Below are 24,642 nucleotides of genomic sequence, written 5' to 3' on the forward strand. Positions count from 1 at the left end.
ATGCTCGTGGGCTTTCGATGTCAAAGGGCATTGGTGGTTGCAGGATCGAACCAGCGGATGCGGTCGGGTTTGGGCGCCAGGCGCAGGTGATCTCCGACCTGGACGCTGGCGTTGGAGTCCAGGATGGCGCGGAACAGGCCGCCCTCGACATCGCAGGTGACCAGCGTGTGCGGCCCGAGCGGCTCGATGACGCGCACGGTGGCGTGCAAGCCCTCGCCGCCCGCGTCGACATCCTCGGGACGGATGGCGAATTCGAGCTTCTGCTTGCCTGATCTGGGACCTGGCAGCGTCAGCCCGGCAACGGTCCAACTGCCGTTCGCGGCCTTGGTCGCCGGGATAAAATTCATCGGCGGATTGCCGATGAAGGAACCGACGAAACGCGCGGCCGGATTGCGGTATACCTCGACCGGTGAGGCCGCCTGGACGATGCGGCCCTGATGCATGACGGCGATGCGGTCGGCAAGGCTCATCGCCTCGACCTGGTCGTGGGTGACATAGATGGTGGTGGTCTTCGACGCGGCGAGCACGCCCTTGAGCTCGGCGCGCATTTCCAGCCGCAGCAGCGCGTCTAGGTTCGACAGCGGCTCGTCCATCATGATGACGTCGGGCTCCATGGCGAGCGCGCGTGCGACCGCGACACGCTGGCGCTGGCCGCCGGACAGCTGCCCGGAATAGCGCTTCAGCAATTGCTCGATATGCATGAGTTCGGCGGTGCGGTTGACGCGGCGCTCGACCTCCTGCTGCGGCAATTTCTTCATGCGCAGGCCGAAGGCGATGTTCTCGAACACGGTCAGATGCGGAAAGACGGCATAATTCTGGAACACCATGGCGATGCCGCGCTCGCGCGGCGGCAGATGGTCGACACGGCGGCCGCCGATCCAGACCTCGCCCTGGCTCGACCTCTCCAGCCCGGCGACGATCCTGAGCAGCGTGGTCTTGCCGCAGCCCGAGGCGCCGAGCAGCACCATGAATTCCTGGTCTGATATTGTGAGGTCGACCTGATGCAGCGCTGTGAAGCCGCCGAAGCGCTTGGCCACGCCCTTGATTGCGATTTCAGCCATGGGCCGTCTCCGTATAACGCGTCATCGGTTGGCGATCCCCCACATGGCGAACAGATATTTGCGGACGGCGAAGATGAAGATCAGCGCCGGTACGACGAGCGCCGCACCGCCAGCGAATTTGAGATAGAGCGGCGATTCACCAAGGCTCTGCAAAAGGAAGGCGGTCAGCGTGCGGTTCTCGATGGTCAGCACGGCGGCGGCAAACACCTCGTTCCAGGAGATGGTGAAGGCAAACACCGCCGAGGCGGCGATGCCGGGCAGCGCCAGCGGCAGGATCACCTTGCGGAACGCCTGCCAGCGCGTGCAGCCGAGCGTCCAGGCCGCCTCCTCGAGCTCGACGGGAATGCCGGAAAACAGCGAGAAGGTGATCAGTACGGCGAACGGCAGCGCCAGCGTGGTGTGCACCAGCGCCAGCCCGATGGCGGTGTCGTCGAGGCCAGTGCGGATGAACATCACCGCGAGCGGCAGCGCCAGAAGCGGCAGCGGGAAGGCGCGGGTCATCAGCACCAGGAAGCGGAACGCGCTCTTTCCCGGAAAATCGAAGCGCGACAGCGCATAACCAGCCGGCGCGCCGAAGCCGATGGCCAGGATCATCGTCAGCGTGGCGACGAGCACCGAGTTCCACAGCGCCCGGGCGACGCCGGCGAAATTGATGAAGAACGAGAGGCTGCCGAGATCGAAGGACGGGAAGAAGCGCTTCGGGAAAGCCGTCACCTGGTCGGGCGACGACAGCGCGTTGACGATCAAGAGATAGATCGGCAGCAGCACCCAGACGCAAAGCAGGATGGCGGTGGCGACCAGCAGCCAGTCGCCGGCCTTGCGTGCGTCGGCTGTCGCCGCAACCGGCGATTCGGTGATGGCGTTCATATCCGTGCTTCCTTGGGCACACGCAGCACCCTGAGGAAAAACAGCGTGAAGCCGATCGAGATGGCGAGGATGAGCAGCGCCGAGGCGGCGGCGACATTGCGGTCCTGCAGCGTGAATTGCCAGTTGTAGGTCTCGCCCATCAGCACCGGCAGATTGGTGCCGCCAAGGGCTGCGACGACGGCGAAAACCTCGAAGGCGAGGATGACGCGCAGTATGATCGCCGTCTGCAGGCTGGGGCGCAGCAATGGCAGCGTGATACGCCGGAAGCGCTGCCACGGGCTTGCCCCGAACACCTCGGCCGCCTCGTAATATTCCTTGGGGATCAGGCCCATGCCGGCAACAAGGATGACCATCATGATTGCCGTGGCCCGCCAGATCTCGGCCAGCGCCACGGCGATGAAGATGGTCAGCTTGCTCTGGTAGCCGAGGAACATGACCGGCCTGTCGACGACGCCCAGGCTGGAAAGCAGCGTGTTGAGGAAGCCGGACTGATCGAAGATGGCGAGCCAGATCAGGCCGGCGGCGAGATCGGAAATGCCGAGCGGAATTGCAAAGACATAGAGGGCCGCGCTGCGCCCGGTCTCCAGCCGCGACACCACGCTCGCCATCAGCAACGCCATGACCAGCTGGATCGGCACGACGATGGCCGCCAGCAGCAGCGTATTGCGGACGGTGACTGGGAATTTCCAGCTGCCGGCCATGGTGCGGAAATTGTCGAGGGTGAAGGCGCCGTCGCGGCTCACCGCCTCGAAGGCGACCAGCGCGAACGGGTAGAGGAAGAAGATGCACAGGAACAAGGTCGCCGGCATCAGCAGCAGATAGGGCAGAGCCTTGCCGTGCATGGTGGTGTCCTTCGCGTGCTGCGGTCGAGTGCTGCAGTCTGGGCGCCCGGAGTGCAACAAACTCCGGGCGCCCCCTCGGGAGGATTCCTACTTTTGTTTGACCATGATCTTTTCCGAAAACCGATTTCCACTTTTCGGGATCATGGTCTAATCGACCGGGCAAGCGCCGGCGGATGGCTTGTCGGGCGCCCAGCACGGCGCCTTCGACTGGTCGATGATCGCCTTGAGCGCCGCTGCTTCTTCGCCGAGCACGCCATGGACATCTTCGCCGCCGAGTACGATGCGCTCGAAGCTGTCGGTGTAGACCTGGTTGAACTTGCCGCCGAGGTCCCCGAGCCCCATCGGCAGCAGCGCCGGCAGCGCGTCGGGTGCAGCGGTCATGGTGGCGATCGCCGGGCCGAACGCCTTCACCGAGGCCGGCATGTCGTCGGGCAGCTTGACGTCGACGACCGGAAAGAAATTGGTCGCCTTGAGCGTGGCGATCTGGGTTTCAGGCTTCAGCATATAGGCAACCAGCGCCTTGGCCTTGTCCATGTCCGGCGAGGTCTTCGGAATGGCGACGCCGGCCACGACCGGCATGAAGCCGCGACCGGCAGGCCCGGCCGGCGCCGGGAAGGCGACGAAGTCGTCGGGCTTCTTGTTGAAGGCGTCGGCGAGCCGCGCGACATGGTCGAACGCCACCCAGACTTCGCCCGAGAGCAGCGGCTCCTGCATGAAGGCGTAATTGGTCGAGTTCGGGTTGGTGTACTGCCACAATTCCTTGAACTTGTTCCACGCCGTCTGGGCCTCGGCCGAACGGAATTTCGTGACCATCGAACCGGTGTAGGACGGATAGAGAAAGCCCTCGAAGAAGCGATGCTTCAGCCCCTTGGGGCCGGCCGGAAAGCCGAATTTCGGCGACCCGGTCTTTTCGGCGATATTCTTCGACCATTCGATCAGCTGGTCGTAGGTGATGGTGTTGAGATCGGTGCCCGCCGGCAGATATTGCAGCGCCTGCTTGTTGGCGGCCATCAGATAGGTGGCCTGCATCCAGGGCATATATTTCTGTTCGCCGGTGCCGAGCATGCCGAGTTTCTTGTAGGCCTCGTTGACCTTGACCCCGCCGACATCGACAGCCGACAGGTCGACAAGGTTGGCGCCGACGGTGGAGAAATCGCCGTGCAGGCCGCCAAGCAGGCCGATGGTGCCGGAGCCGGCCTGCAATTCCGCCTGCAGGCGGGTGAGCCAGGGACCGTCCTCGGCGACCTGATAGTCGACGGGACCGTCGAAACCCTTCAGCACCTCGTCGCGCATCTTCTGGGTTTCCTCGACCGGCCGCGCCTGCGTCGACCAGAACAGCACCTGCTGGGCTTGCGCGCCGCCCGAAGCGATCGATAACGCCAGCGCGGCGCCGGTCAGTGTCTTCAACGCTTTCATCATGGTCTTCCTCCCTGGATATGCGCCGTCAGGCGGCGTCAGCTTCTTGTCTGCGGTGCGGGTCCATGGCTTGCCCGCGCAACCAGCGTCGGCCGGATCAGCCGCGTCAGCGGCTTGCCGTGTTTTTCGGCGATGACAGTGAGCAGCATGTCGGCGATCTCGCGCGCGCATTGCCGGATCGACGCGTCGAAAGTGGTCAGGCCCGGCGGCGCATAGGCCGACGCCGCAATGTTGTCGAAGCCGATGACGGAGAGCTCGCGCGGCACGCTGAAACCAGCGCGGGCAGCCTCCTCCATCACGGTCAACGCCAGTTCGTCGAACAGAGCGACGATGGCCGTCGGCCTGTCGGGGCCCCGCAACATCCGGTTGACGGCCTCGATGCGCGCCTGCTGGTCGAAGCGCGGCGCCGTGACCACGTCGAGCCGCACCGAGGGGTCGCCCCGCCGGGCGATGGCCGCGGCGAGGCCATCCTGCCTGAGATGGCGAAAGGTCATCGCCTCCGAGATCGTCACCAGGCCGAAGTGGCGATGGCCGAGCTCATAGAGCATATCGAAGGCTTCGCCGAAGGCGTGCGCGCCATCCGTGTCGAGCCAGTTGTAGTCAAAGTCGCTGTCGAGCAGCCGGCCGTGCGCGACGAACGGAAAGCCACGCTCGCGCAGATAGGCAAGGCGCTCGTCGGTCTCGGCGATGCGGGTCACGACGACGCCATCGGCGCGCCCGGATTCAACGACGTGGCGCAGCACCGACAGCTCGGAATGGCCAAGCGCTGCCGTGGCCAGGATCAGGTCGGCGCCGTGCGACACCAGCCCTTCGCCGAGCCCGGTGACGAATTCGCCGAGGAAGGAATCGACGAGATTGGGGCCGCGTATCGGCAGGACGAGGCCGACGAAGCCGCTGCGGCCCGAGACAAGCGTGCGCGCTGCGGTGTTGGGCACATAGCCGGCCTGGCGCGCCGCCTGCGCGACGCGCTCACGCGTCTTCAGCGCAATCTGCTCATGGCCGGCAAGCGCCCGTGAAACCGTCGTGATCGACAGGTCGAGGCTTGCCGCAAGCTCCTTCAGCGTGATGACGCGGGTGGTCATCGATCCTCCCTCAGGCGAGTTTGAAACGTTTGTAATTGCCTTTTGCAAAAATGCAAACGTTTTAAACTTCGGTCGGGAATGGCCGTTTTGTCCAAAGTGGGGAGCGCAAGCGAATGCAGCGCGCCTGCGTCATTCCGCAGGCCGCCTGCCCGAGGCTCCCTTAAATTCGAAGAGAAAAAGCTACTGCAAGATCCTTGCGGCGGACGGCATGGAATGGTCATGCGCGATGCCGGCATCGGCGTCGCCCACGCCGAGCGCACGGTCGAGACCCGTCGCCACCACCGAGACCCTGAAGCGGCCTTCCATGCTCTTGTCGAAGATAGCGCCGACGATGATGTCGGCATCCTCGTAGACCTCCTCGCGGATGCGGGTGGCGGCCTCGTCGACCTCGAACAGGGTCATGTCGCGGCCGCCCGATATCGAGACCAGCACGCCCTTGGCGCCCTTCATCGACACTTCGTCGAGCAGCGGGTTGGCGATCGCGGCTTCAGCCGCTTTCATCGCCCGGCTTTCGCCCGACGCCTCGCCGGTTCCCATCATGGCGCGGCCCATGCCGCGCATGACCGATTTGACGTCGGCAAAATCGAGATTGATCAGACCTTCCTTGACGATGAGATCGGTGATGCAGCTGACGCCGGAATAAAGCACCCGGTCGGCGATGACGAACGCGTCGGCGAAGGTGGTCTTGGCATCGGCGATGCGGAACAGGTTCTGGTTCGGGATGACGATCACCGTGTCGGCGGCTTCGCGCAGCCGCTCGATGCCCTCCTCGGCCATCTGCATGCGGCGCCGGCCCTCGAAGGTGAAGGGCTTGGTAACGACACCCACCGTCAGTATGCCGGCCTTGCGTGCCGCCTGGGCAATGACCGGGGCAGCGCCGGTTCCGGTGCCGCCGCCCATGCCGGCGGTGACGAAGCACATATGCGTGCCGGCCAGATGATCCATGATCTCGTCGAGCGATTCCTCGGCGGCGGCACGGCCGATCTCAGGCAGCGATCCGGCACCAAGGCCTTCGGTGACGTGCGCGCCAAGCTGGATCAGCCGCGTCGCCTTCGACATGGTCAGCGCCTGGGCATCGGTGTTGGCGGCAATGAATTCGGTTCCCTGAAGCTGCTCCGCGATCATGTTGTTGATGGCGTTGCCGCCGCCGCCGCCGACACCGATAACGGTGATCTTGGGCCTCATCTCGGAGATTTCCGGCTTCTTGAACTCGGCCATGCCTGCTTCTCCTTCGCCAATTGCGCGCGCTTCACGACCCACTAGCAGACTGTCTGCAAGACATTGCAATCGAGCGGCATGACGCGAATCAGTCCGTTCGGATGGGTGCCCCAAAAAGCCAGAGAGCGGCCGGACGTGCAAGTGCGCGCAAGGTCAAGATTTGTGATCGCGATATTGCAAACCGCTACGCGGCTACCGCGTGCGCCGGAATCGTGCCGCGCGACCTGCCCTTGGCCGCATTGCTAACGGCTTGCCGCGTAACGATTGAGGCGTCTATCATGCGCCGATATATCGCTGACTTCGGCGCCCGCCGTGCTCGGCCCAATCAGGATCACCTGCGGCTGCCGTCGTCAGGCCAGATTTCAGAACGAATGAAGTAGCGCCCCCGCCAATGGCCGACAGAACACAATTCGGGTTGAGCGCCATCGACAGCGTACCCCTGCATGAGAAGGTCTATCTGGAGCTTGTGCGGGCGCTGATGTCCGGCCAGTTCACGCCGGGCCAGAAGCTGACATCGCGCAGGCTCGCCAAGGAACTCGGCACCAGCGACATGCCGGTGCGCAGCGCTTTCATGCGGCTGCAGGCATTGCGGGCGCTGAGCCCGATGCCGAACGGCAGCGTCGAGGTGCCTGTCATTTCGGCCGAACGGTTTTCGCAATTGACCGCCGTGCGCACGATCCTGGAAGGCTCGGCGACCGAGCTCGCGACAAAGCGCATCAACGGCAACAATCTGCGGGCGATCCGGCGCCACAGCAGCGAATTGACCCTGGCGGCGCGCGAGGGCGATATCGACGATTATCTCAGGAAGAATTACGCCTTCAAATTCTCGATCTATCGCCATTGCGGCAACGAGCAGATGATCTTCCTGATCGAGACCGTGTGGATGCAGGTCGGCCCCTTCCTCAGGAACCTCGCCATGGGGTTCGAGGACGATCTCTCCTCCATCCTCGACATCGACTATCATGAGGAAGTCGTCGCCGCGATCGAGGCGCAGGATGCCGCCCGCGCCCGCTCAGCCATCGTGCGCGACATCGAAGAAGGCGCGGCGCACATCCTGCGCCAGGCCAGATTTCCGGGCGCCGGGCGCTAGGATCGCCGGGTGATAGTCGCTCGACCCAAAGGCCGATCAGGCCTGCCCGGCGGCAAAGCCGGCATGCCGAATGCCCCTTGGCTTTCCGCCTCCTAGCCTCTATGTTGCGATCGCAGATCGCGAAATTGGTTTTGAAATGCCTCCCGACATCCCAGCTAGTGACTTGAAAAAATAAGGAAAAATATCCGGCAGTGGCTGGATAGGCTTTCCGAAAACTCACAAGCATTTTTACCAGGGATAGCGCAGCCGGCAGGGCTTGGGCACCTTCGAAAACCAGAGGTTTTAAAATTGAGCGATGCAATTGCGGACGTTCTGAGCTGGCTTGAAAGCAGAAGCGACATACAGAGCCTGAGGGCGGCGGTGTGCGACCTCAACGGCGTCATGCGAGGAAAACGCATACCCGTGGAGCAGGCCCGCAAGGCGCTGGAAGGCAAGCTGCGCATGCCCTATTCGCTGATCGGGCTCGACATCTGGGGCGAGGACATCGAAGGCAACAGTCTGGTTTTCTCGACCGGCGATGCCGATGGCCTCTGCCAATGGACGGGACGCGGCATTCTGCCGGTGGACTGGACGGCGCATCCGACGGCACTTGTCCCGCTCTGGCTCGCCGATGAAAGCGGCGCGCCCTATCTCGGCGATCCCCGGCGGGCGCTGGCCCGTATCCTCGACCGCTACAAGGCGCTCGGCCTGACCCCGGTCGCGGCAACCGAACTCGAATTCTATCTGGTCGATCCGCAATCGCAGCGGCCGGTCGGGCCGGTGTCACCGGTCACGGGGCGGCGTCTCGATTCCGACGCAGCGCTGTCGATCGATGAGATCGACGATTTCGAAGCCTTTATTCATGACGTCTACGAAGCCTGCCGGGCGCAAGGCATTCCGGTCGACACGGCCATTGCCGAAAATGGCGTCGGCCAGTTCGAGATCAATCTAAACCATGTCGCCGACGCGCTGCGGGCGGCCGACGACGCGGTGCTGTTCAAGCGCACGGTGAAGGGCATTGCCCGCAAGCACGGCTTTGCCGCCTGCTTCATGGCCAAGCCCTATGGCGACCGCGCCGGCAACGGCTTTCACGTCCATTTCAGCCTGGTCGACGCCGAAGGGCGCAATGTGTTCGACGACGGCACCGATCAGGGCTCGGAAACGATGCGCCACGCGGTCGGCGGGCTGCTGGCGGCGATGGCCGAGAGCACGCTGGTGTTCGCGCCGCACTTCAATTCCTACCGCAGGCTCCGCCCGCGTTCCTATGCGCCGACCGCGGTCGCCTGGGGTTACGAGAACCGCATGGTCGCGATCCGCATTCCCGGCGGCCCGACCGGGGCGCGCCGCATCGAGCATCGCGTGTCGGGCGCGGATGCCAATCCCTATCTGGTGCTTGCCGCCATACTGGGCGCGGCCCTGATCGGCATCGAAAGGCAGATGTCGCCGGGCGAGCCGACCGGGAGCGACGGCCAAGGCGCGGCACCAGCCAAGCTGCCGCCGGACTGGGCCTCGGCGATCGCCACCTTCGAAAGCGGGACACATGTGGCGGAGATATTCCCAGCGATCCTGCGCGACTCCTTCGTCGCCTGCAAACGCCAGGAGTTGAATACGTTTGCTCTCAACGTCAGCGATTTCGAGATCGAGACCTATCTCGAAAGCGTCTGAGACCTTACGAGGACCGCTCGGCCTTCAGCACCGAGACCGCCGCTTCGCTGTTGTGGACATAGTCGTTGGCGTCGGGCTGCTTCTGCAGCAAAAGGATGAACAGCAGATCGGTCAGCGTCAGCTGCGCATCGCGCGCGGTGATGGAGGAGGAGCGCGCGCGCTCCTCGTCGGCGATGGTGTAGAGGCGGATGTCGGCGACCCGGCTCAGCGGATTGTCGTGCAGGCCGGTGACGGCGATCACCGTCGTCCCGCGCTTGGCGGCGAGTTCGGCGATGCGCAAGGTTTCGATGCTGGCGCCGGAATAGGAGAGCGCGAACAAAACGTCGCCAGGCCCGAGCGTCGCGGCATTGGCCATCTGGATGTGGCTGTCGCTGTCATGCAGCACGTTGCGGCCGAGCTTCATCAGCTTGTAGGAGAAATCGCGCGCCACCAGCGACGAGGCGCCGACGCCGACCAGATGAATGCGGCGCGCGCCATCCAGCAGCTCCAGCGTCCGGGAAATGATGCGCTCGCTGTTGGCGGCGACGGTCTGCTGCATCGACAGAAGTTTGCTGCCGATCAGTTTCTTGAGGATGACCGGATAGGTGTCGCCGACCTCGATCGAGCCATGGATGACGCCGGCCGGCACCTGCCAGTCCTGCGCCTTGGCCTCGCTGACGGCGAGCTTGAGCTCCTGGTAGCTGGCATAGCCGAGCTTCTGGCTGAACTTGACGACGCTCGACTGACTGCGCCCGATCTCGGCGGCAAGCGCTGCCGTCGACAGGCGCAGCATCTGGTCGGGATTGTCGACGATGTACTGGCCGATCTCGCGATCGCCTGGCGCCATGCCGTCGAGCTTCGCATTGATCTTCTTGAGAACGGACATGGACCCTCTGCAGCGCTTCGGTGCTCGGAGGAATAAAATATTCCAATTTCGATTGACAGCCAAGAACGCAGAATTAATTCTCGAACCGGCCAGGTTCGGGAATCGAATGGCTCTTCCGGAGCGACCGGACCGCCGCCCGGCTTTCGCCATACGAGGGTTCAGCCATGGACAGATTGCGGATCGTCGGCGGACGAAGACTGGAAGGCGCGGTCACCATTTCCGGCGCCAAGAACGCTGCCTTGCCGCAGATCGCGGCCGCCCTGCTCAGCCCCTACCCGCTCGAACTGACCAATTTGCCTGATGTGACCGATGTCGAGAACATGCTGGGCGTTGTGCGGCTTCACGGCGCCGACGTGACGCGATCGGCCCATGCCGCGACGATCGACACCAATGCCGCCGTTTCGAAGGAAACGTCCTATGACACGGTGCGCAAAATGCGCGCGACGGTGCTCGTTCTGGCGCCGCTGCTCGCCCGGTTCGGCCACGCCCGGGTTTCGCTGCCGGGCGGCTGCGCCATCGGTGCGCGGCCGGTGGACATGCATGTCGCCGCACTCGCGGCACTCGGCGCCAAGATCGCCGTCGAGAACGGCCTGATCGTCGCCTCGGCGCCGAACGGGCTGACCGGAACGCGCATCGTGCTCAGCTCGCCGTCCGTCGGGGCAACGGAAACCGCCATGATGGCGGCAACCACCGCCAAGGGCGAAACCGAGATCCTCAACGCGGCGCGCGAGCCCGAGGTGGCCGATCTCGCCGCTTGCCTCAACGCCATGGGCGCACGCATCGAAGGCGCCGGCACGCACCGCATCCTGATCGCCGGCGACACCGGTTGGCACGCGGCCCGGCACGATATCATTCCGGACCGCATCGAGGCCGGCACCTATGCGATCGCCGCGGCGATCACCGGCGGCCAGCTTGAGCTCACACACGCCCGGCTCGAGCACATGGCCTCGGTGGTGCAATTGCTGGAAGCCACCGGCGTCAGCGTCTGGCCCGGCGATCGCGGGCTCATCGTGTCGCGCGAGCGGCCGCTCAAGGCCACCGATCTCACGACGGAACCCTATCCGGGCTTTCCGACCGACCTGCAGGCGCAGTTCATGGCGCTGATGTGCTGCGCCGAGGGTGCGTCGCTGCTGCGTGAAACCATCTTTGAGAACCGCTTCATGCATGTGCCCGAACTGATGCGGCTCGGCGCCAACATCAAGTTGCAAGGCACAATGGCTTTGGTGCGCGGCGGCGAGAAGCTGCATGGCGCGCAGGTGATGGCCACCGACCTGCGCGCTTCGGTGTCGCTGGTGCTGGGGGCATTGGTGAGCGAAGGCGAGACGATCATCAATCGCGTCTATCATCTCGACCGTGGCTATGAGCAACTCGACCGCAAGCTCCGCCTTTGCGGCGCCGACATCGAGCGGCTGAGCGCATGAGCGGCGCTGACTATCTTCTCGGCGTCGATGGCGGCGGCACCGGCTGCCGGGCTCGTATCGAAGACGCGGACGGCAACGTGCTGGGACAGGGCTTGTCCGGCCCGGCGACGACGCGGCTTGGCATTGACGCGGCCTGGGCCTCGATTGCCAAAGCGTTTGGCGCGGCGATCGAGGAGGCTGGCTTTGGACCGACCGAAATCGCTCGGACCCACGCCGGCATCGGGCTTGCCGGCATTGGCCGCAAGGGCGCGCTGGAGGCGTTGCGGGCGATCGCGCATCCCTTCGCCAGCATCGATTTCGTCAGCGACGGCGTCGGCGCCTGCCTGGGCGCGCACTCCGGTCAGGACGGCGCCATCGTCATTGCCGGCACCGGTTCGATCGGCCTCGGCTTTGTCGAGGGGCGTGACCTGCGCGTCGGCGGTTACGGCTTTCCGATCTCCGACGAAGGCAGCGGCGCCCATCTTGGGCTGAAAGCCGTGCAAATGGCGTTGCGCGGTCATGACGGCCGGCACGAGCGGACGGCGCTGCTGGCGGAGGTGATGCAACGTTTCGAGGGTGACCCGATGGCGGCGGTCGCCTGGATGGATCGCGCCAGCGCCACGGATTACGCCGCTCTGGCGCCGATGGTCATGCGCCATGCCGACCAGGGCGATCCAGCCGGGCGGCGCATCGTGCAAAATGCCGCCGAGCAGATCGACACGCTGGTGCGGGTGCTGTTCGAAAAAGGCGCGCCTCGCGTGACCTTGCTGGGTGGCCTCGCCAGCCCGCTCGAACCGTGGCTTTCGCCCGATGTAAGGCGCCGCCTGAAGCCCGCCGACGGCGACGCCGTATCCGGCGCGATCATCCTTGCCAAGAGATCGCCCCGCTTATTGTAGGCTTAGCAAAGAGATAGGAATAAAATATTCCAATCTCCTGTTGACGATACGAATATAAAATTCTAGAAAGTTAACAAAGAAAGACTGTGATGACGGATCAGACGTCCGTGTGCCCTGGCGCCCGTTGAGCCATGCCGGACGCCGGCAGCAGAATTTTTGAAAGCGCTGGAATGACCGAGCAAGGTTTGATGTCTGAGCTGGACCTGCTGGTTTCCGAAGGCCGCAACCCGCGGACAATGGATATCGACCTGCTGCCGACCATCGACGTGCTGCGCAAGATCAATGATGAGGACAGGCTTGTCCCGGCTGCTGTTGAAAAGGTGCTGCCGGAAATCGCCGCGGCCGTCGACCGGATCGTTCTTGCCTTCCAGAAGGGCGCACGACTGATCTATATCGGCGCCGGCACCAGTGGCCGGCTCGGCGTTCTCGACGCTTCGGAATGTCCGCCCACTTTCGGCGTGCCCGAGGGCATGGTGATCGGCCTGATCGCCGGCGGTCCGGACGCCTTGGTGCGGTCGACGGAAGGCGCCGAGGATGATCCGAAAATGGGCGCGAAGGTGCTGCAGGAGATCGGACTAGTACGGAACGACGTGGTGGTCGGCATCGCGGTCAGCGGGCGCACGCCTTACGTTATCGGCGGACTGAACTATGCCAAGCAGGTCGGCGCAACCACGGTTGCCCTGTCGTGCAATCCGGCATCGACCATTGCCGGCATCGCCGACATCGCCATCTCGCCGGTCGTCGGCCCGGAAGTGCTCACCGGATCGACGCGGCTGAAGTCGGGAACCGCGCAGAAGCTGGTGCTCAACATGCTGACCACCGCCTCGATGATCCGCATCGGCAAGAGCTATGAAAATCTGATGGTGGACCTCAACCCGTCCAACAAGAAGCTGGTGGCGCGGGCAACCAGGATCGTCATGCAGACCGCCGGGTGTTCGGCGCAGCAGGCCAAACAAGCACTCCATCTGACAAACAATGACGTGAAGCTGGCGATACTGGTGACGATCACCGGCCTTGATGTCGAGGCGGCGCGAACTGCCCTCGGCAAGGCCGGAGGCTTCCTGCGAAAGGCAATCGGCGATGGGACGGCATGAAGCCGCCCGGGACAAGACGGCAACAAGCCGCTTTAGACAAGACGGCGTGAAGCCGCATAGACTGGGCCGATACTCCGAAGCATGTGTGTCTTGGAAGCGGTCGGCGGAAACTGCAAGGCATCAAGTCAAATCATAATGGGAGACGGAAATGACAAGGCATCTCACAAGAACATTGCTGTCGGGCATCACGGTTGCCGCGATGCTCGGCATGGCTGTGGTTTCGACGCAGGCCGCGACGCTGCACATGGCGTGGTCGCAGGACGCCACCGGGCTTGATCCGCACAAGCAAACGGCCTTCTCGTCGCTGCGGCTCCTGGAACTGATCTATGAGCCGCTGGTGCGCGTCGATGCCAGCCTGCAGATCATTCCGGCAATCGCCACTTCCTGGGAATTCTCGAAGGACGGCAAGGAACTGACCTTCAAGCTCGATCCCAAGGCGAAATTTCAGGACGGCAAGGCCGTCACCTCCGCTGACGTCAAAGCCTCGTTCGAGCGCATCCTCGACGAGAAGACGGGCGCGGCCGCCCGCGCCAATTTCCTGTCGATCGCCAGCATCGACACACCTGATGCGGCCACCGTCGTATTCCATCTGTCGCAGCCCGACGTGCCGATCCTGACGGCGATGAGCGACGTCAACGCGGCCATCGTTCCCGCAGCCGAGATAAAGGCCGGCTCGATCGGCACCAAGGCGGTCGGCTCGGGCCCGTTCAAGCTCGACAAATGGGACCCCAACGCCAAGGAAGTCTTGAGCGCCAACAAGGATTGGGCGGGGGGTGCTACCGGTGTCGACGGCATCGAGATCAGCGTGCTGCCCGACGAAGCGGCGATCCTGGCCGCCATGCGCACCAAGCAGATCGATTTCGCCCTGCTCAACGACCCGCTGGTCGCGACGCTGGTGCCGAAGGAGGCCAGCCTGCAGCTGAATCGCGTACCGGTGCTTGCCTATCACGTGCTGCAGCTCAACCCGTCGCGCAAGCCGATGACCGAGCTCAAGGTGCGCCAGGCGATCTCCTGCGCCATCGACCGGCAAGAGGTGCTGGACACCGCATCGCTCGGCGAAGGCAAGGTCACCGGACCGCTGACCATCCCGGCGCTCGCCACCGATCCGACCCAGCTGTTCTGCTACAAGCGCGATGTCGAAAAGGCCAAGAAGCTGATGGCCGAGGCCGGCTTTGCCGACGGCTTTTCGGCAACAGTGATCGGCGCCACCGGCGAGCCGCCGACGGCCGCTGCGGAGGCCCAGGTCATCCAGTCACAGCTCGCCGAAATCGGCGTCAAGCTCGACATCAAGATGATGGAGCTCAACGTCTATGTCGACGCCTGGCTGAAGGGCGATTTCGACATGGCGATCGCGCTCAACGGCGGCCGCGCCGACCCCTACACCATGTACAACCGCTACTGGACCAAGGCCGGCAATCTGCAGAAGGTAGCCAACTACATCGACGACACGCTGGACAGCCAGATGCAGCAGGGGCGCGCCGAGACCGACCCGGCCAAACGCAAGGCGATCTTCGCTGCATTCGAGAAGCACCTCGCCGAGATGTCGCCGTGGATCTGGCTCTACACCTCCTATAGCTACACGGCCCAGCAGAAGAACATCGCCGGCTTCGTGCCGACGCCGACGGGCACTCTGTTCAGCCTGAGCAAGGTTACCATCCAGCAGTAGCCTCGGCAGGCATTGGACGAGAGGACTTCTTCGCGTGAATTATCTGATGCGACGACTGGCGACGTTTCCTCTCGTCCTGCTTGGCGTGTCCATCCTGGTCTTCGTTGCGATCCGGATGGTACCGGGCGATTCGATCACGGCGATGCTGGGCACCGAAGCCGGGCTGCTGACGCCGGCACAGCGGGATTCGCTCGCCGCCTATTTCGGCATCGACCAGCCCTGGTTCGTCCAGTACTGGCGCTGGATCGGCGGCATCCTGTACGGCAATTTCGGCATTTCGGTCACCTATGGCAGGCCGGTGCTCGACGTCATCCTTGAACGCTTTCCGCTGACACTGGAGCTGGCTCTGCTGTCGATGATCATCGCGCTTGCCGTTGGCATGCCGGCCGGCATCTACGCCGCCACGCATAGCGAAAAACCGTCCGATCTTGGGGTGCGCATCGTTGCCATGATCGGCCAGTCGACGCCGAGCTTCGTGCTCGGCCTCTTGATCATCTACACGCTGTCGGCCGGCTTCGGCGTGCTGCCGGCGATGGGCGAATTCGCGCCGCTCTGGCAGGATCCCTTGCGCAATCTCAGCCAGCTGATCCTGCCTGCGATCACGCTCGGCTTTGCCTTCGCCGCGTCGGTCACGCGCATATCGCGTTCGGCCATGCTCGACGTTTTGAGCGACGACTATGTGCGCACCGCGCGCAGCAAGGGCGCTTCGGCGCGCAGCGTCATCTGGCGGCACGCGCTCCCCAATGCGCTGATCCCGGTGGTGACGCTGAGTGGCATTGAATTCGGCTATCTCCTGGGCGGCGCCGTCATCGTCGAGCAGATCTATGCCTTGCCCGGCCTCGGACGCATGGTGCTCGACGCCATCCTGCAGCGCGACTACGCGCTGGTGCAAGGCGCTGTGCTGTTCATCGCCTTCAACTTCATGATCGTCAATCTCCTGGTCGACCTCGCCTATGTCGGGCTCGATCCGCGCATCCGGCTGGGAGAACAGTGATGCGCACCCTGCGCGCTATCTTCGGCCATGGCAGCGGCCGTATCGGCGGCGTAATCGTCAGCGTCTATTTGCTGATCGCCATCCTTGGCCTGTTCGGGCTGACGCCGCACAATCCGATCACGCAGTTCCGCGTCGACCGGCTGCACGCACCCAATGGCGCCTACTGGATGGGCACCGACCTGTTCGGCCGCGACGTGGCCAGCCGGCTGATGGCCGGCATCGGCCAATCCTTCACGGTCGCCTTCTTCTCGGTGGCCTTCGCGACCCTTGCCGGCACCGTGCTGGGGCTGGCGGCAGCCTGGCTCGGACGCCGCTGGGACGGCGTGGTGATGCGCATCATGGATGTGCTTTTGGCTTTCCCAGCGATCCTTCTGGCATTGCTCATTGTCACCGTCGCCGGGCCTGGCACATGGACCAGCGTGGTTGCCATCGGCATCGTCTACACGCCGATCTTCACGCGCGTGGTGCGCGGCCCTGCCCTTTCGCTCAAGGCCCGCGAATTCGTCGATGCCGCGCGCACCTTCGGCAGCAGTTCGAGCTACATCGTCACGCGCCATCTGTTGCTCAATCTGGTGGCGCCGCTGACCGTGCAAGTGACGCTGGCGCTGGCCTGGGCGCTGCTCACCGAAGCCGGCCTGAGCTTCCTCGGGCTGGGCACGCAGCCGCCCGCCGCCTCGCTCGGCCTGATGCTGAGCGACAGCCGCAATCTGATGGAGACCGCGCCCTGGCTGATGATCTTTCCAGGACTGACCATCATGATCAGCATTCTCGGCTTCAACCTGCTGGGTGACGCCTTGCGCGATATCCTCGACCCCAGGATGCGGAGGGCGCCGGCATGACGCCGCTGTTGTCGGTTCGCGATCTGCACGTCGGCTTCGGCCGCGATCCGCAAGCCAATGAAGTGGTGCGCGGCATCAGCTTCGACCTTGCCGATGGCGAAACACTGACCATTGTCGGCGAAAGCGGCTCCGGCAAATCCGTCACCGCGCTGTCGATCAACCGGCTGATCGATTTCGGCGGCGGCCGCATCACCGGCGGCGCGATGAAGCTGAAGCGGGCCGACGGCAGTCTCTTCGACCTGACGAGCGCCGCCGAACCGCAGCTACGCGGCATTCGCGGCGCCGAAATCGGCATGATCTTCCAGGAGCCGATGACCTCGCTCAACCCGGTGCTGACCATCGGTTCGCAGATCGAGGAATCGTTCCGGCTGCACCGCGGACTGACCGGCCGGCAAGCCACGGCGGCGGCCAAAGATGCGCTCGACCGCGTGCGCATTCCCGATGCCGCAAGGCGGCTGAAATACACGCCAAACCAGCTATCGGGCGGCATGCTGCAAAGGGTGATGATCGCCATTGCGCTCGCCTGCAATCCGCGCCTGCTGATCGCCGACGAGCCGACCACCGCGCTCGACGTCACCGTGCAGGCGCAGATCATGGCGCTGCTGGCCGAGTTGAAGCGCGAGACAGGCATGTCTGTGATCTTCATCACCCACGATATCGGCCTGGTTGCCGGCATCGCCGACAAGGTCGTGGTGATGCAGAACGGGCAGGCCGTGGAGCAAGGCGAGCTGAACCAGATCCTCGACAGGCCGCGGCACCCCTACACCCAGCATCTGCTGCAGGACGTGCCGCATTTTGCGAGGGGAGGCGCGACCCGCGCGGACGGACAACGCGACAAGGATCCACACGCAGAACCGGCCTTGAAGGTCGACGGACTGGTGGTGCGGTTTCCCCTCAAGAGCAATTTCTTCAGCCGCGCCACCGGCGCCGTGCATGCCGTCGATGGCGTCGACTTCGACCTGATGCCGGGCGAGACTTTGGCCATCGTCGGCGAGAGCGGTTCGGGCAAATCGACCACCGCGAAGGCGGTGCTTGGGCTGGTGCGCTCGACGCGCGGCAGCTTCTCGGTCGGCGCACGAAAGGCTTCGGCCGAGCGCAGCGCCAAGCCCGTGCAGATGGTGTTCCAGAATCCCTATGCCTCGCTCAATCCGAGGCTGGCCATCGAGAGCATCCTGGCAGAACCGGTGATCGCGAACGGTGGTCGTGTGGACACCGAGACACGCGCCAAAATGGCGAGCCTGCTGGAACGCGTCGGCTTGCCCAGGAATAGCCTGGAGCGCTATCCGCATGAATTCTCCGGCGGCCAGCGGCAGAGGCTGTGCATCGCGCGTGCGCTGATGCTCAACCCGTCCGTGGTCGTTCTCGATGAGGCCGTGTCGGCGCTCGATGTCTCGGTGCAGGCCAAGGTGCTGGAGCTGCTGGTCGAGCTTCAGCGCGAATTTGGGCTGGCTTATCTCTTCATCTCGCACGATATGGCAGTGGTCGAGCGGATCGCGCACCGCATCGCCGTCATCTATGCCGGCCAGATCGTCGAGATCGGCGATGCGGCCTCGGTGCTGTCGAAGCCGAAGCACTCCTATACGAAGAAACTGATCGCAGCGGTTCCGACCATCGACCGGCGGCGCGAGCATTTCGAGATCGACACACGCCAGGTTCCCTCGCTCGTGCGCCCGCAGGGTTTCGAGCCGGCGCCGGCGCTGTGGGAGCGGTTCGGGAGCGACCATATGGCGAGGGTTGAGGCGTGACTTCAGTTCTTTCGGCCGATCTTCAACAGCTCTTCGACCGCGCGTTCGCACCGTTGGAAGCCGCAGTGGCTGCCAAGCGGGTTCCCGGCGGCGTGCTCGGCATTGTCGACAGCAATGGCCACCGCATCGTCAGGGCGATCGGCTCGGCGCAACTCGTGCCCAAGCAGCGTCCAATGACCGTCGAAACCTGGTTCGACCTGGCATCGCTGACCAAGGTCGTCTTCACCACGCCGCGCATCTTGGCGCTGGCGGAGGACGGCGTCATCGATCTCGACGCGCCGCTAATCTCGGTGCTGCCCGACCTTCGCCAGTACGATCAATCGGCGTGGGAGCGGAAGGTGACGTTTCGCCAGTGCCTCGGCCATCAGACGCCGTTTCCGGCCGTCGAACCGATCTACACCTACGGGCGCGATCCCGAATTGCTGCGCGCCTTCATCCTGCAGCGCGAATGGCGAGCCCGTGAACCCGTCTATTCCGACATCAATTTCATCCTGCTCGGCTTTGCCCTTGAGCGGCTGTCGGCCAGGACCATCCGCGACATGGCCCCCGGCCCCGGATTTGCCTGGTCTACGGAACCGGATGCCGCCGCGGCGACCGAAGACTGCACCTGGCGCCATCGCGTGCTGTCCGGCGAGGTGCACGACGACAATTGCTCGGCGCTGCAAGGCGCCGGTCATGCCGGGCTGTTCGGCACGGCAGCTTCGGTGCTGGATTTCGCACAAGGGCTGCTGGACGGCAGCGGTGCTTCCGCACGGTCGATCACGCTGATGCGCACACCCCTTTCCGCCACCCGCACCCATGGATGGGAGCGCCCCTATGACGGCTGGTCCGGCGGGAAGTTGTGCAGCCTGGGAACGATCGGCCACACCGGCTTTGCCGGCACCGGACTGTGGATCGATTTCGACAGCGGCAAGGCCTGGACCTTGCTCACCAACCGGATCCATCCGACACGTCATTTCGACAGCGGAATCATCCCGCTGCGGCAGACGGTCGGCGATCTCGTCAACGGACTTTAGGAGCTAGATGATGGAACCAATCTGGGCCGTCGGCCTGATGACGGGCACGGTGCTTGACGGCAATATCGACGTCGCGCTGATCAAGACCGATGGCGAGCGCATCGACGACTTCGGCACCTACCGGCTGATGCCCTATCCCCCGTCGATCCGCTCGCTGCTGGAAGAGACGCTGACGGCGGCGCGGGCCTGGAATTTTGTCGGGCCGGAACCGGCGATCTTCCGCAAGGCCGAGGAAGCGCTGACGCGTGCCCAGTCGGCGGCGGTGAAGGAATTGGTCGAGGGCTACGGCATGACGATGGCCGATATCGGCGTCGTCGGCTTTCACGGCCAGACGGTGCTGCATCGCGCGCCGCAGGTGGGACGACTCGGCCAGACGCGGCAATTGGGTGACGGCGAGCTGATGCATGCCCTGTTGGGCACCAAGGTCGCCTATGACTTTCGCTCGGCCGATATGCGCGCCGGCGGGCAAGGCGCGCCCCTGGCCGCCGCCTATCACACCGCGCTGATGCGCAGCGCCGGCGCCAGCGGCGAAGTGGCCGTGCTCAATCTCGGCGGCGTCGCCAACGTCACCTGGTGGGACGGCGCCGACAATGTCGTCGCCTTCGACACCGGACCGGCCAATGCGCCGCTCAACGATTTCATCAAATCGAAGGGGCTCGGCGACATGGACCGCGATGGCGCGCTTGGCCGTGCGGGAACGGTCGACGAGGCCCGGCTCGCCAAGCTGTTGCAGCATCCTTATCTCAGCAAGCCCTACCCCAAATCGCTGGACCGTTTCGATTTCGGCGCCGCCATGGCCGACGGCCTCAATGCCGAGGACGGTGCCGCCCTGCTCACCGCCTTCAGCGCCGGCGCCGTCGGCAAGGCGCTTGATCTCTTGCCAAGCCGGCCCAGGAAACTGGTGGTCAGCGGCGGTGGCCGGCACAATCCGACGATGATGGCGATGCTCGCCAGCCGCGCCGGCGTCGAGGTGGTGCAGGCGGAAAGCCTAGGCTGGAGCGGCGACGCGGTGGAGGCCGAGTGTTTTGCCTTCCTGGCGGTGCGCGTGCTGCGCGGCCTGCCGATCAGCTTTCCAAGCACCACTGGCGCGCCGCAGCCGATGCGCGGCGGAAAGCTGGCCGGTTAAGCCAGTTTCTTCCGCAGGAAGATCCGGCTGCGTCCGACCGGGAAATCGGCCAGCGTGCCGAAGGGCTGATAGCCCTGGCGCTGGTAGACCTTGGCGGCGTTCGGATTGAAGGTGTCGATCCAGGCGTTGTTGCAGCCGCGCGCCAAGGCTTCCTGCTCGGCCGCGTCCAGCATCCGGCCGGCCATGTGCTGACCGCGCAGCCTTTCATCAACCCACAGCCATTGCACGTAGAGCCAGCCCCAGGCGGTGTAGCCCGAAATGCCGGCGACGACTGCGCCATCCTCGTCGCGCACGAACACAGCGAGCGCCTTTTTTTCGGACGGGCCGACATCGCCGTCATTGAACGCCGTCAGCCGTTCGGCAAGAAAGGCAAGGTCCTCCGGCAAGGGGTTTGCCGTTGTTTCGAGTGTCGTGTGCATGGCTCTTTCCGGAAAGCTCGGCTGGATGGGATGAAGGGTTACGGCGCAGGAGGCTCTTGCGCAATTTCTATGTCTGCTCCCGAACAGGGTGCGGATCGCCGCCGTTGCGGAATTCGGATGCGGCAATGCCGTAACGCTTGAGCTTGTCGTAAAAAGTCTTGCGCGGCACGCCGAGCGCGTCGATGGCGCTGCGCACATCGCCGCCATGGTCGCGCAACGCGTCACGGATGAGCTGCGCCTCGTAGTGGCCCACGCGTTCGGGCAACGAGGCGGCTGGCTCCGCCGATTGCGGGGAAACAGCTTTCGTCTCGTCATCAGGCCCAAGACCGAGTGTGACGCGATCAGCGAAATGCGCAAGTTCGCGGACATTGCCCGGCCAGGCATGCGACTGGAGATGATCGCTGACCGCGGCATTCACCTTGGCGACAGGACGGCCGAACCGTTCCGCTGCCTTGCCGAGGAAATGGCCGAACAGCATTGGAATGTCGCCGCGCCGCTCGCGCAGCGGCGGAATGCGCAGCGTCACCACGTTGAGGCGGAAATAGAGGTCCTCGCGGAAATCGCCACGCTGGTCCTGCCGGCCGAGATCGACCTTGGTTGCCGCGACGACCCGTAAATCGATGCGCCTTGTCTCGTTCGAGCCGAGCGGGGTGAGGCTGCGTGTTTCCAGCACCCGCAGCAGCTTGACCTGCAGGGCCGGCGGCATGGATTCGATCTCGTCGAGAAACAGCGTGCCGCCGCTGGAATGCTCGACGCGGCCGATCCGCCGTCGCTGCGCGCCGGTGAACGCGCCGGCCTCGTGGCCGAACAGTTCGCTTTCGATGACGGTCTCCGGCAAGGCGCCGCAATTCAGCGCCACGAAGGGTTTGGAACGACGCCGGCCCCACCGGTGCAGGAGGTCGGCCACCACCTCCTTGCCGGTTCCCGTCTCCCCCTCCACCAGAACGTCGACATCCATGTCGGCGATCTGGCGCAAGGTCTCGCGCAACCGCCGAATGGCCGGCGCCTCGCCGATCAGCGGCAGGCCGTCGGCCGCAAGCGCGGCGGCCTCGCGCAGCCGGCGGTTCTCCATCACCAACCGCCGCTTCTCCGAGGCCCTTCTCAGCGCCTCGACGAGGCGATCGCCGGCATAGGGTTTTGGAATGAAATCGTAGACACCGTCCTTGAGCGCGGCGACAGCAAGATCGACATCACCATGCCCGGTGACCAGGATCACCGGTATATCAGGGTCGATCGCCTTGATACGATCGAACAGCTGCAGCCCGTTCATTCCCGGCATGCGGATGTCACTAACCACCACGCCGTCGAAGTCCCTGTCGACGACCGCAAGCGCGGCCTCGGCGGCATCGCGCGCCACCACGGTGAAGCCGGCAAGTTCGAGCAATTGCGTGGTGGCATGAAGCAGGTCCGCATCGTCGTCGACGAGCGCCACCCGCCCTGATCCCTCGTTCATTCAATTCGCCTCAAATCGATGGTGAAGGACGCGCCTTTGGCGCTGTCGGGATCGAGCCGCAAAGTGCCGCCCAATTCCTGGGCAATCTCCTGCGAGATCACCAGCCCGAGGCCGAGCCCCTTCTCCTTGGTGGTCTGGAACGGCATGAACAGATTGCCGGCCGCTTCCGGCCCGAGGCCGGGGCCGTTGTCGCGCACCGAAATCAGCACTCTGTCGCCACGTTCGGCGAGGTCGATGTCGATGCGGGGATCGGGCTGGTCCTTCGTGGCGTCGAGCGCGTTCTGCAAGAGGTTGACGAGGATCTGCTCCAGCCGGATGCGGCTTGCCATCACCATCGGCGACGCGTCGCCTTGCGGATTGACGATGGTGACGCCGGAATCGCGGATGCGGCCGGAGAGCAGCGACAGCGCGCCGTCGATCGCCTCGCGCACCGGCAGCGGCGAAGCGGCGACACCGGGCCGGCGGGCGAAGGTGCGCAGCGTGTTGGTGATGGCGCCGATGCGTTCGGTCATCGAGACGATCGAGCTCAGATTGCCGCTCGCCGGTTCGGTCTTGCCGGTTTCGAGGAAGCGGCAGGCATTCTCGGCATAGGTGCGGATCGCGGCGACCGGCTGGTTGATCTCATGCGCCACGCCGGCGGCGATCTGGCCGAGAATGGAGAGCCGGTTGGCCTGAGCGAGATCGTCGCGCAGCCGGCGGACCTTGGCCTCGGCATTTTCGCGCTCGGCGATTTCGCCGGCAAGCGCGGTGTTGGAGCGGGTCAGCTCGGCCGTGCGTGTGCTGACCCGGCTTTCAAGCTCGGCATTCATGCGCGCCAGCGCCTCCTGCCGCAGACGGCGTGTGCGGCGGCGCCTTGTGAATACGTAGGCTAGCAGGCCGGTCAGCAGCAGCCCGAGCAGCGTCGTCAGCCGCGCCGTGTTGGCGGCGGACGAGAGAGCCGCATCCGCCGGCGTCAGCAGCCAAAGGCGCCAGCCGGGAACCGCACCGGGCAGATCCTGCACCACCTCGACAAACTGGCGCGGTTTGCCGGGGCCGTCGACAGTCGCCAGGCCGTCGCCGGCACCTCGCCGTATCGGCAGAGGTTCGAAACCGGCGTCCGGCAATTGCAGCTGCTCATGGGCAGCGGCGGCGTCCTCCGCCGAAAGCGGCGCAAGGGCATGAAACCGCCACTCGGGCTGGCTGGTGGCCAGTACGACGCCGCGTTCGTCGGTGACGAAAACGAGAAACCCGCTGGAGCGCCAATTGGCCTCGACGCCGTCAAGCTCGACCTTCAGCACTGCGACGCCCAGCGGCTTGCCGTTGTCGTCGACGCGGCTCGAAAGATAGAGTCCCGGCCGGCCGCTGATCGTGCCGAGCCCATACTGGCTGGCCGAACCCTTTGCCATCGCCTCGTTGAAATAGTGGCGGAAATTATAGTCGATGCCGACAAAGCTGGTCGGCTCGCCGGCATTGCTGGCCGATATCGCGATGCCCGCCGTGTCGATGACATAGATGGCGGACGCCGAGGCGTCGCCTGATATCGCCTTGAGCTTGTCGTTGAGGGCCGCTTCCTGCATCGTCCCGGCCCGGCGCAGCGCCCCGCGCACAGCATCGTCGCGCGCCAGCACCAAGGGAACCAGGCGCTGTTTTTCGATTTCGCCGGTCAGCGTTCCCGCCGCCAGCGGCAAGGCGGCAAGTGCGCCATCGCGCAGGTCAGTGGTCGCCTGGCCGGTGGCGATGCGCCCCGCGACGGCGATCGCGCCTGCCAGGATCGCGAGGGCGACGACGACGACAAGCCAGCGGCCATCGCGCAGCCGCGCCACCGCCTCGCGCAGCATTTCACGACCGGCTGCGGAGCCGCTATCGGTGCCTGTCTGCGGCGTCTGCCCTCTCCTTTTCCTAGCACCCGCCACTCTAATGCGAAATTCCG

At 64.7% G+C, this 24,642-nt stretch carries 21 protein-coding genes; 11 read left to right on the forward strand and 10 right to left on the reverse strand.

From position 1 onward, the window contains the following. Nucleotides 1–20: 20 nt before the first annotated feature. The 6 genes from JG747_RS28015 to ftsZ form a co-directional block, all read right to left on the reverse strand. Entirely contained in the window at nt 21–1,061 is a 1,041-nt protein-coding gene (locus JG747_RS28015; RefSeq protein ID WP_202360468.1) for an ABC transporter ATP-binding protein, read from the reverse strand. Between the two features lie 21 nt (nt 1,062–1,082). Beyond that, a complete protein-coding gene (locus tag JG747_RS28020) occupies nt 1,083–1,928 on the reverse strand; it encodes a carbohydrate ABC transporter permease (protein ID WP_202360469.1) in 846 nt (281 codons plus the stop codon). Next, nucleotides 1,925–2,770, reverse strand: a complete 846-nt coding sequence (locus JG747_RS28025) for a carbohydrate ABC transporter permease (protein ID WP_019856811.1) — start codon at nt 2,768–2,770, stop codon at nt 1,925–1,927. Before JG747_RS28025 ends, JG747_RS28020 begins: the two co-directional genes overlap by 4 nt. Nucleotides 2,771–2,917: 147 nt before the next feature. Next, nucleotides 2,918–4,189: an ABC transporter substrate-binding protein gene (locus tag JG747_RS28030; RefSeq protein ID WP_202360470.1), complete on the reverse strand. Its 1,272-nt coding sequence runs from the start codon at nt 4,187–4,189 to the stop codon at nt 2,918–2,920. A 35-nt stretch (nt 4,190–4,224) separates the two neighbouring features. Then, complete coding sequence (locus tag JG747_RS28035; protein ID WP_202360471.1) at nt 4,225–5,268, reverse strand: substrate-binding domain-containing protein; 1,044 nt, start codon at nt 5,266–5,268, stop codon at nt 4,225–4,227. Between the two features lie 180 nt (nt 5,269–5,448). Further along, complete coding sequence (ftsZ, locus tag JG747_RS28040; protein ID WP_019856808.1) at nt 5,449–6,486, reverse strand: cell division protein FtsZ; 1,038 nt, start codon at nt 6,484–6,486, stop codon at nt 5,449–5,451. 391 nt (nt 6,487–6,877) lie between these two features. On the opposite strand from ftsZ, the gene JG747_RS28045 reads away from it, so the two are divergent. Then, complete coding sequence (locus JG747_RS28045; protein ID WP_051726749.1) at nt 6,878–7,576, forward strand: GntR family transcriptional regulator; 699 nt, start codon at nt 6,878–6,880, stop codon at nt 7,574–7,576. Between the two features lie 288 nt (nt 7,577–7,864). Continuing rightward, on the forward strand, nt 7,865–9,220 hold the full coding sequence (locus tag JG747_RS28050; protein ID WP_064983262.1) for a glutamine synthetase family protein: 1,356 nt from the start codon (nt 7,865–7,867) through the stop codon (nt 9,218–9,220). A 4-nt stretch (nt 9,221–9,224) separates the two neighbouring features. On the opposite strand, the gene JG747_RS28055 is transcribed toward JG747_RS28050, so the two are convergent. Next, the gene (locus JG747_RS28055; protein ID WP_038645222.1) at nt 9,225–10,085 is read right to left on the reverse strand and encodes a MurR/RpiR family transcriptional regulator; all 861 of its coding nucleotides are present in this window, start codon (nt 10,083–10,085) and stop codon (nt 9,225–9,227) included. Nucleotides 10,086–10,249: 164 nt separating this feature from the next. Here JG747_RS28055 and murA point away from each other — a divergent pair, with 164 nt between their 5' ends. From murA to JG747_RS28100, 9 genes are all read left to right on the forward strand, one after another. Beyond that, nucleotides 10,250–11,506 carry a UDP-N-acetylglucosamine 1-carboxyvinyltransferase gene (gene murA, locus JG747_RS28060; RefSeq protein WP_202360472.1) on the forward strand — a complete coding sequence of 419 codons (1,257 nt, stop codon included), beginning with the start codon at nt 10,250–10,252 and terminating at the stop codon, nt 11,504–11,506. Further along, on the forward strand, nt 11,503–12,381 hold the full coding sequence (locus JG747_RS28065; protein WP_202360473.1) for an N-acetylglucosamine kinase: 879 nt from the start codon (nt 11,503–11,505) through the stop codon (nt 12,379–12,381). Before murA ends, JG747_RS28065 begins: the two co-directional genes overlap by 4 nt. 170 nt (nt 12,382–12,551) lie before the next feature. After that, on the forward strand, nt 12,552–13,475 hold the full coding sequence (murQ, locus tag JG747_RS28070; RefSeq protein WP_038645216.1) for an N-acetylmuramic acid 6-phosphate etherase: 924 nt from the start codon (nt 12,552–12,554) through the stop codon (nt 13,473–13,475). 148 nt (nt 13,476–13,623) lie between these two features. Then, entirely contained in the window at nt 13,624–15,141 is a 1,518-nt protein-coding gene (locus JG747_RS28075) for an ABC transporter substrate-binding protein (protein WP_038645214.1), read from the forward strand. Nucleotides 15,142–15,175: 34 nt separating this feature from the next. Further along, entirely contained in the window at nt 15,176–16,135 is a 960-nt protein-coding gene (locus tag JG747_RS28080; RefSeq protein WP_019856800.1) for an ABC transporter permease, read from the forward strand. Further along, nucleotides 16,135–16,974: an ABC transporter permease gene (locus JG747_RS28085; protein WP_027046582.1), complete on the forward strand. Its 840-nt coding sequence runs from the start codon at nt 16,135–16,137 to the stop codon at nt 16,972–16,974. Before JG747_RS28080 ends, JG747_RS28085 begins: the two co-directional genes overlap by 1 nt. Further along, nucleotides 16,971–18,719 carry an ABC transporter ATP-binding protein gene (locus JG747_RS28090; protein WP_202360474.1) on the forward strand — a complete coding sequence of 583 codons (1,749 nt, stop codon included), beginning with the start codon at nt 16,971–16,973 and terminating at the stop codon, nt 18,717–18,719. Before JG747_RS28085 ends, JG747_RS28090 begins: the two co-directional genes overlap by 4 nt. Then, the gene (locus JG747_RS28095; RefSeq protein ID WP_202360475.1) at nt 18,716–19,735 is read left to right on the forward strand and encodes a serine hydrolase domain-containing protein; all 1,020 of its coding nucleotides are present in this window, start codon (nt 18,716–18,718) and stop codon (nt 19,733–19,735) included. Before JG747_RS28090 ends, JG747_RS28095 begins: the two co-directional genes overlap by 4 nt. Before the next feature lie 10 nt (nt 19,736–19,745). Next, a complete protein-coding gene (locus tag JG747_RS28100) occupies nt 19,746–20,861 on the forward strand; it encodes an anhydro-N-acetylmuramic acid kinase (protein ID WP_202360476.1) in 1,116 nt (371 codons plus the stop codon). Here JG747_RS28100 and JG747_RS28105 read toward each other — a convergent pair. The 3 genes from JG747_RS28105 to JG747_RS28115 form a co-directional block, all read right to left on the reverse strand. Further along, nucleotides 20,858–21,280, reverse strand: a complete 423-nt coding sequence (locus JG747_RS28105; RefSeq protein WP_019856795.1) for a GNAT family N-acetyltransferase — start codon at nt 21,278–21,280, stop codon at nt 20,858–20,860. The genes JG747_RS28100 and JG747_RS28105 overlap by 4 nt on opposite strands. A gap of 67 nt (nt 21,281–21,347) precedes the next feature. After that, on the reverse strand, nt 21,348–22,733 hold the full coding sequence (locus JG747_RS28110) for a sigma-54-dependent transcriptional regulator (RefSeq protein WP_038645200.1): 1,386 nt from the start codon (nt 22,731–22,733) through the stop codon (nt 21,348–21,350). Beyond that, the gene (locus tag JG747_RS28115) at nt 22,730–24,550 is read right to left on the reverse strand and encodes a sensor histidine kinase (protein WP_202360477.1); all 1,821 of its coding nucleotides are present in this window, start codon (nt 24,548–24,550) and stop codon (nt 22,730–22,732) included. Before JG747_RS28115 ends, JG747_RS28110 begins: the two co-directional genes overlap by 4 nt. Nucleotides 24,551–24,642 lie beyond the last annotated feature (92 nt).

Origin of the sequence: Mesorhizobium sp. 131-3-5 (assembly GCF_016756575.1) — a bacterium.
Classification (GTDB): Bacteria; Pseudomonadota; Alphaproteobacteria; order Rhizobiales; family Rhizobiaceae; genus Mesorhizobium; species Mesorhizobium jarvisii.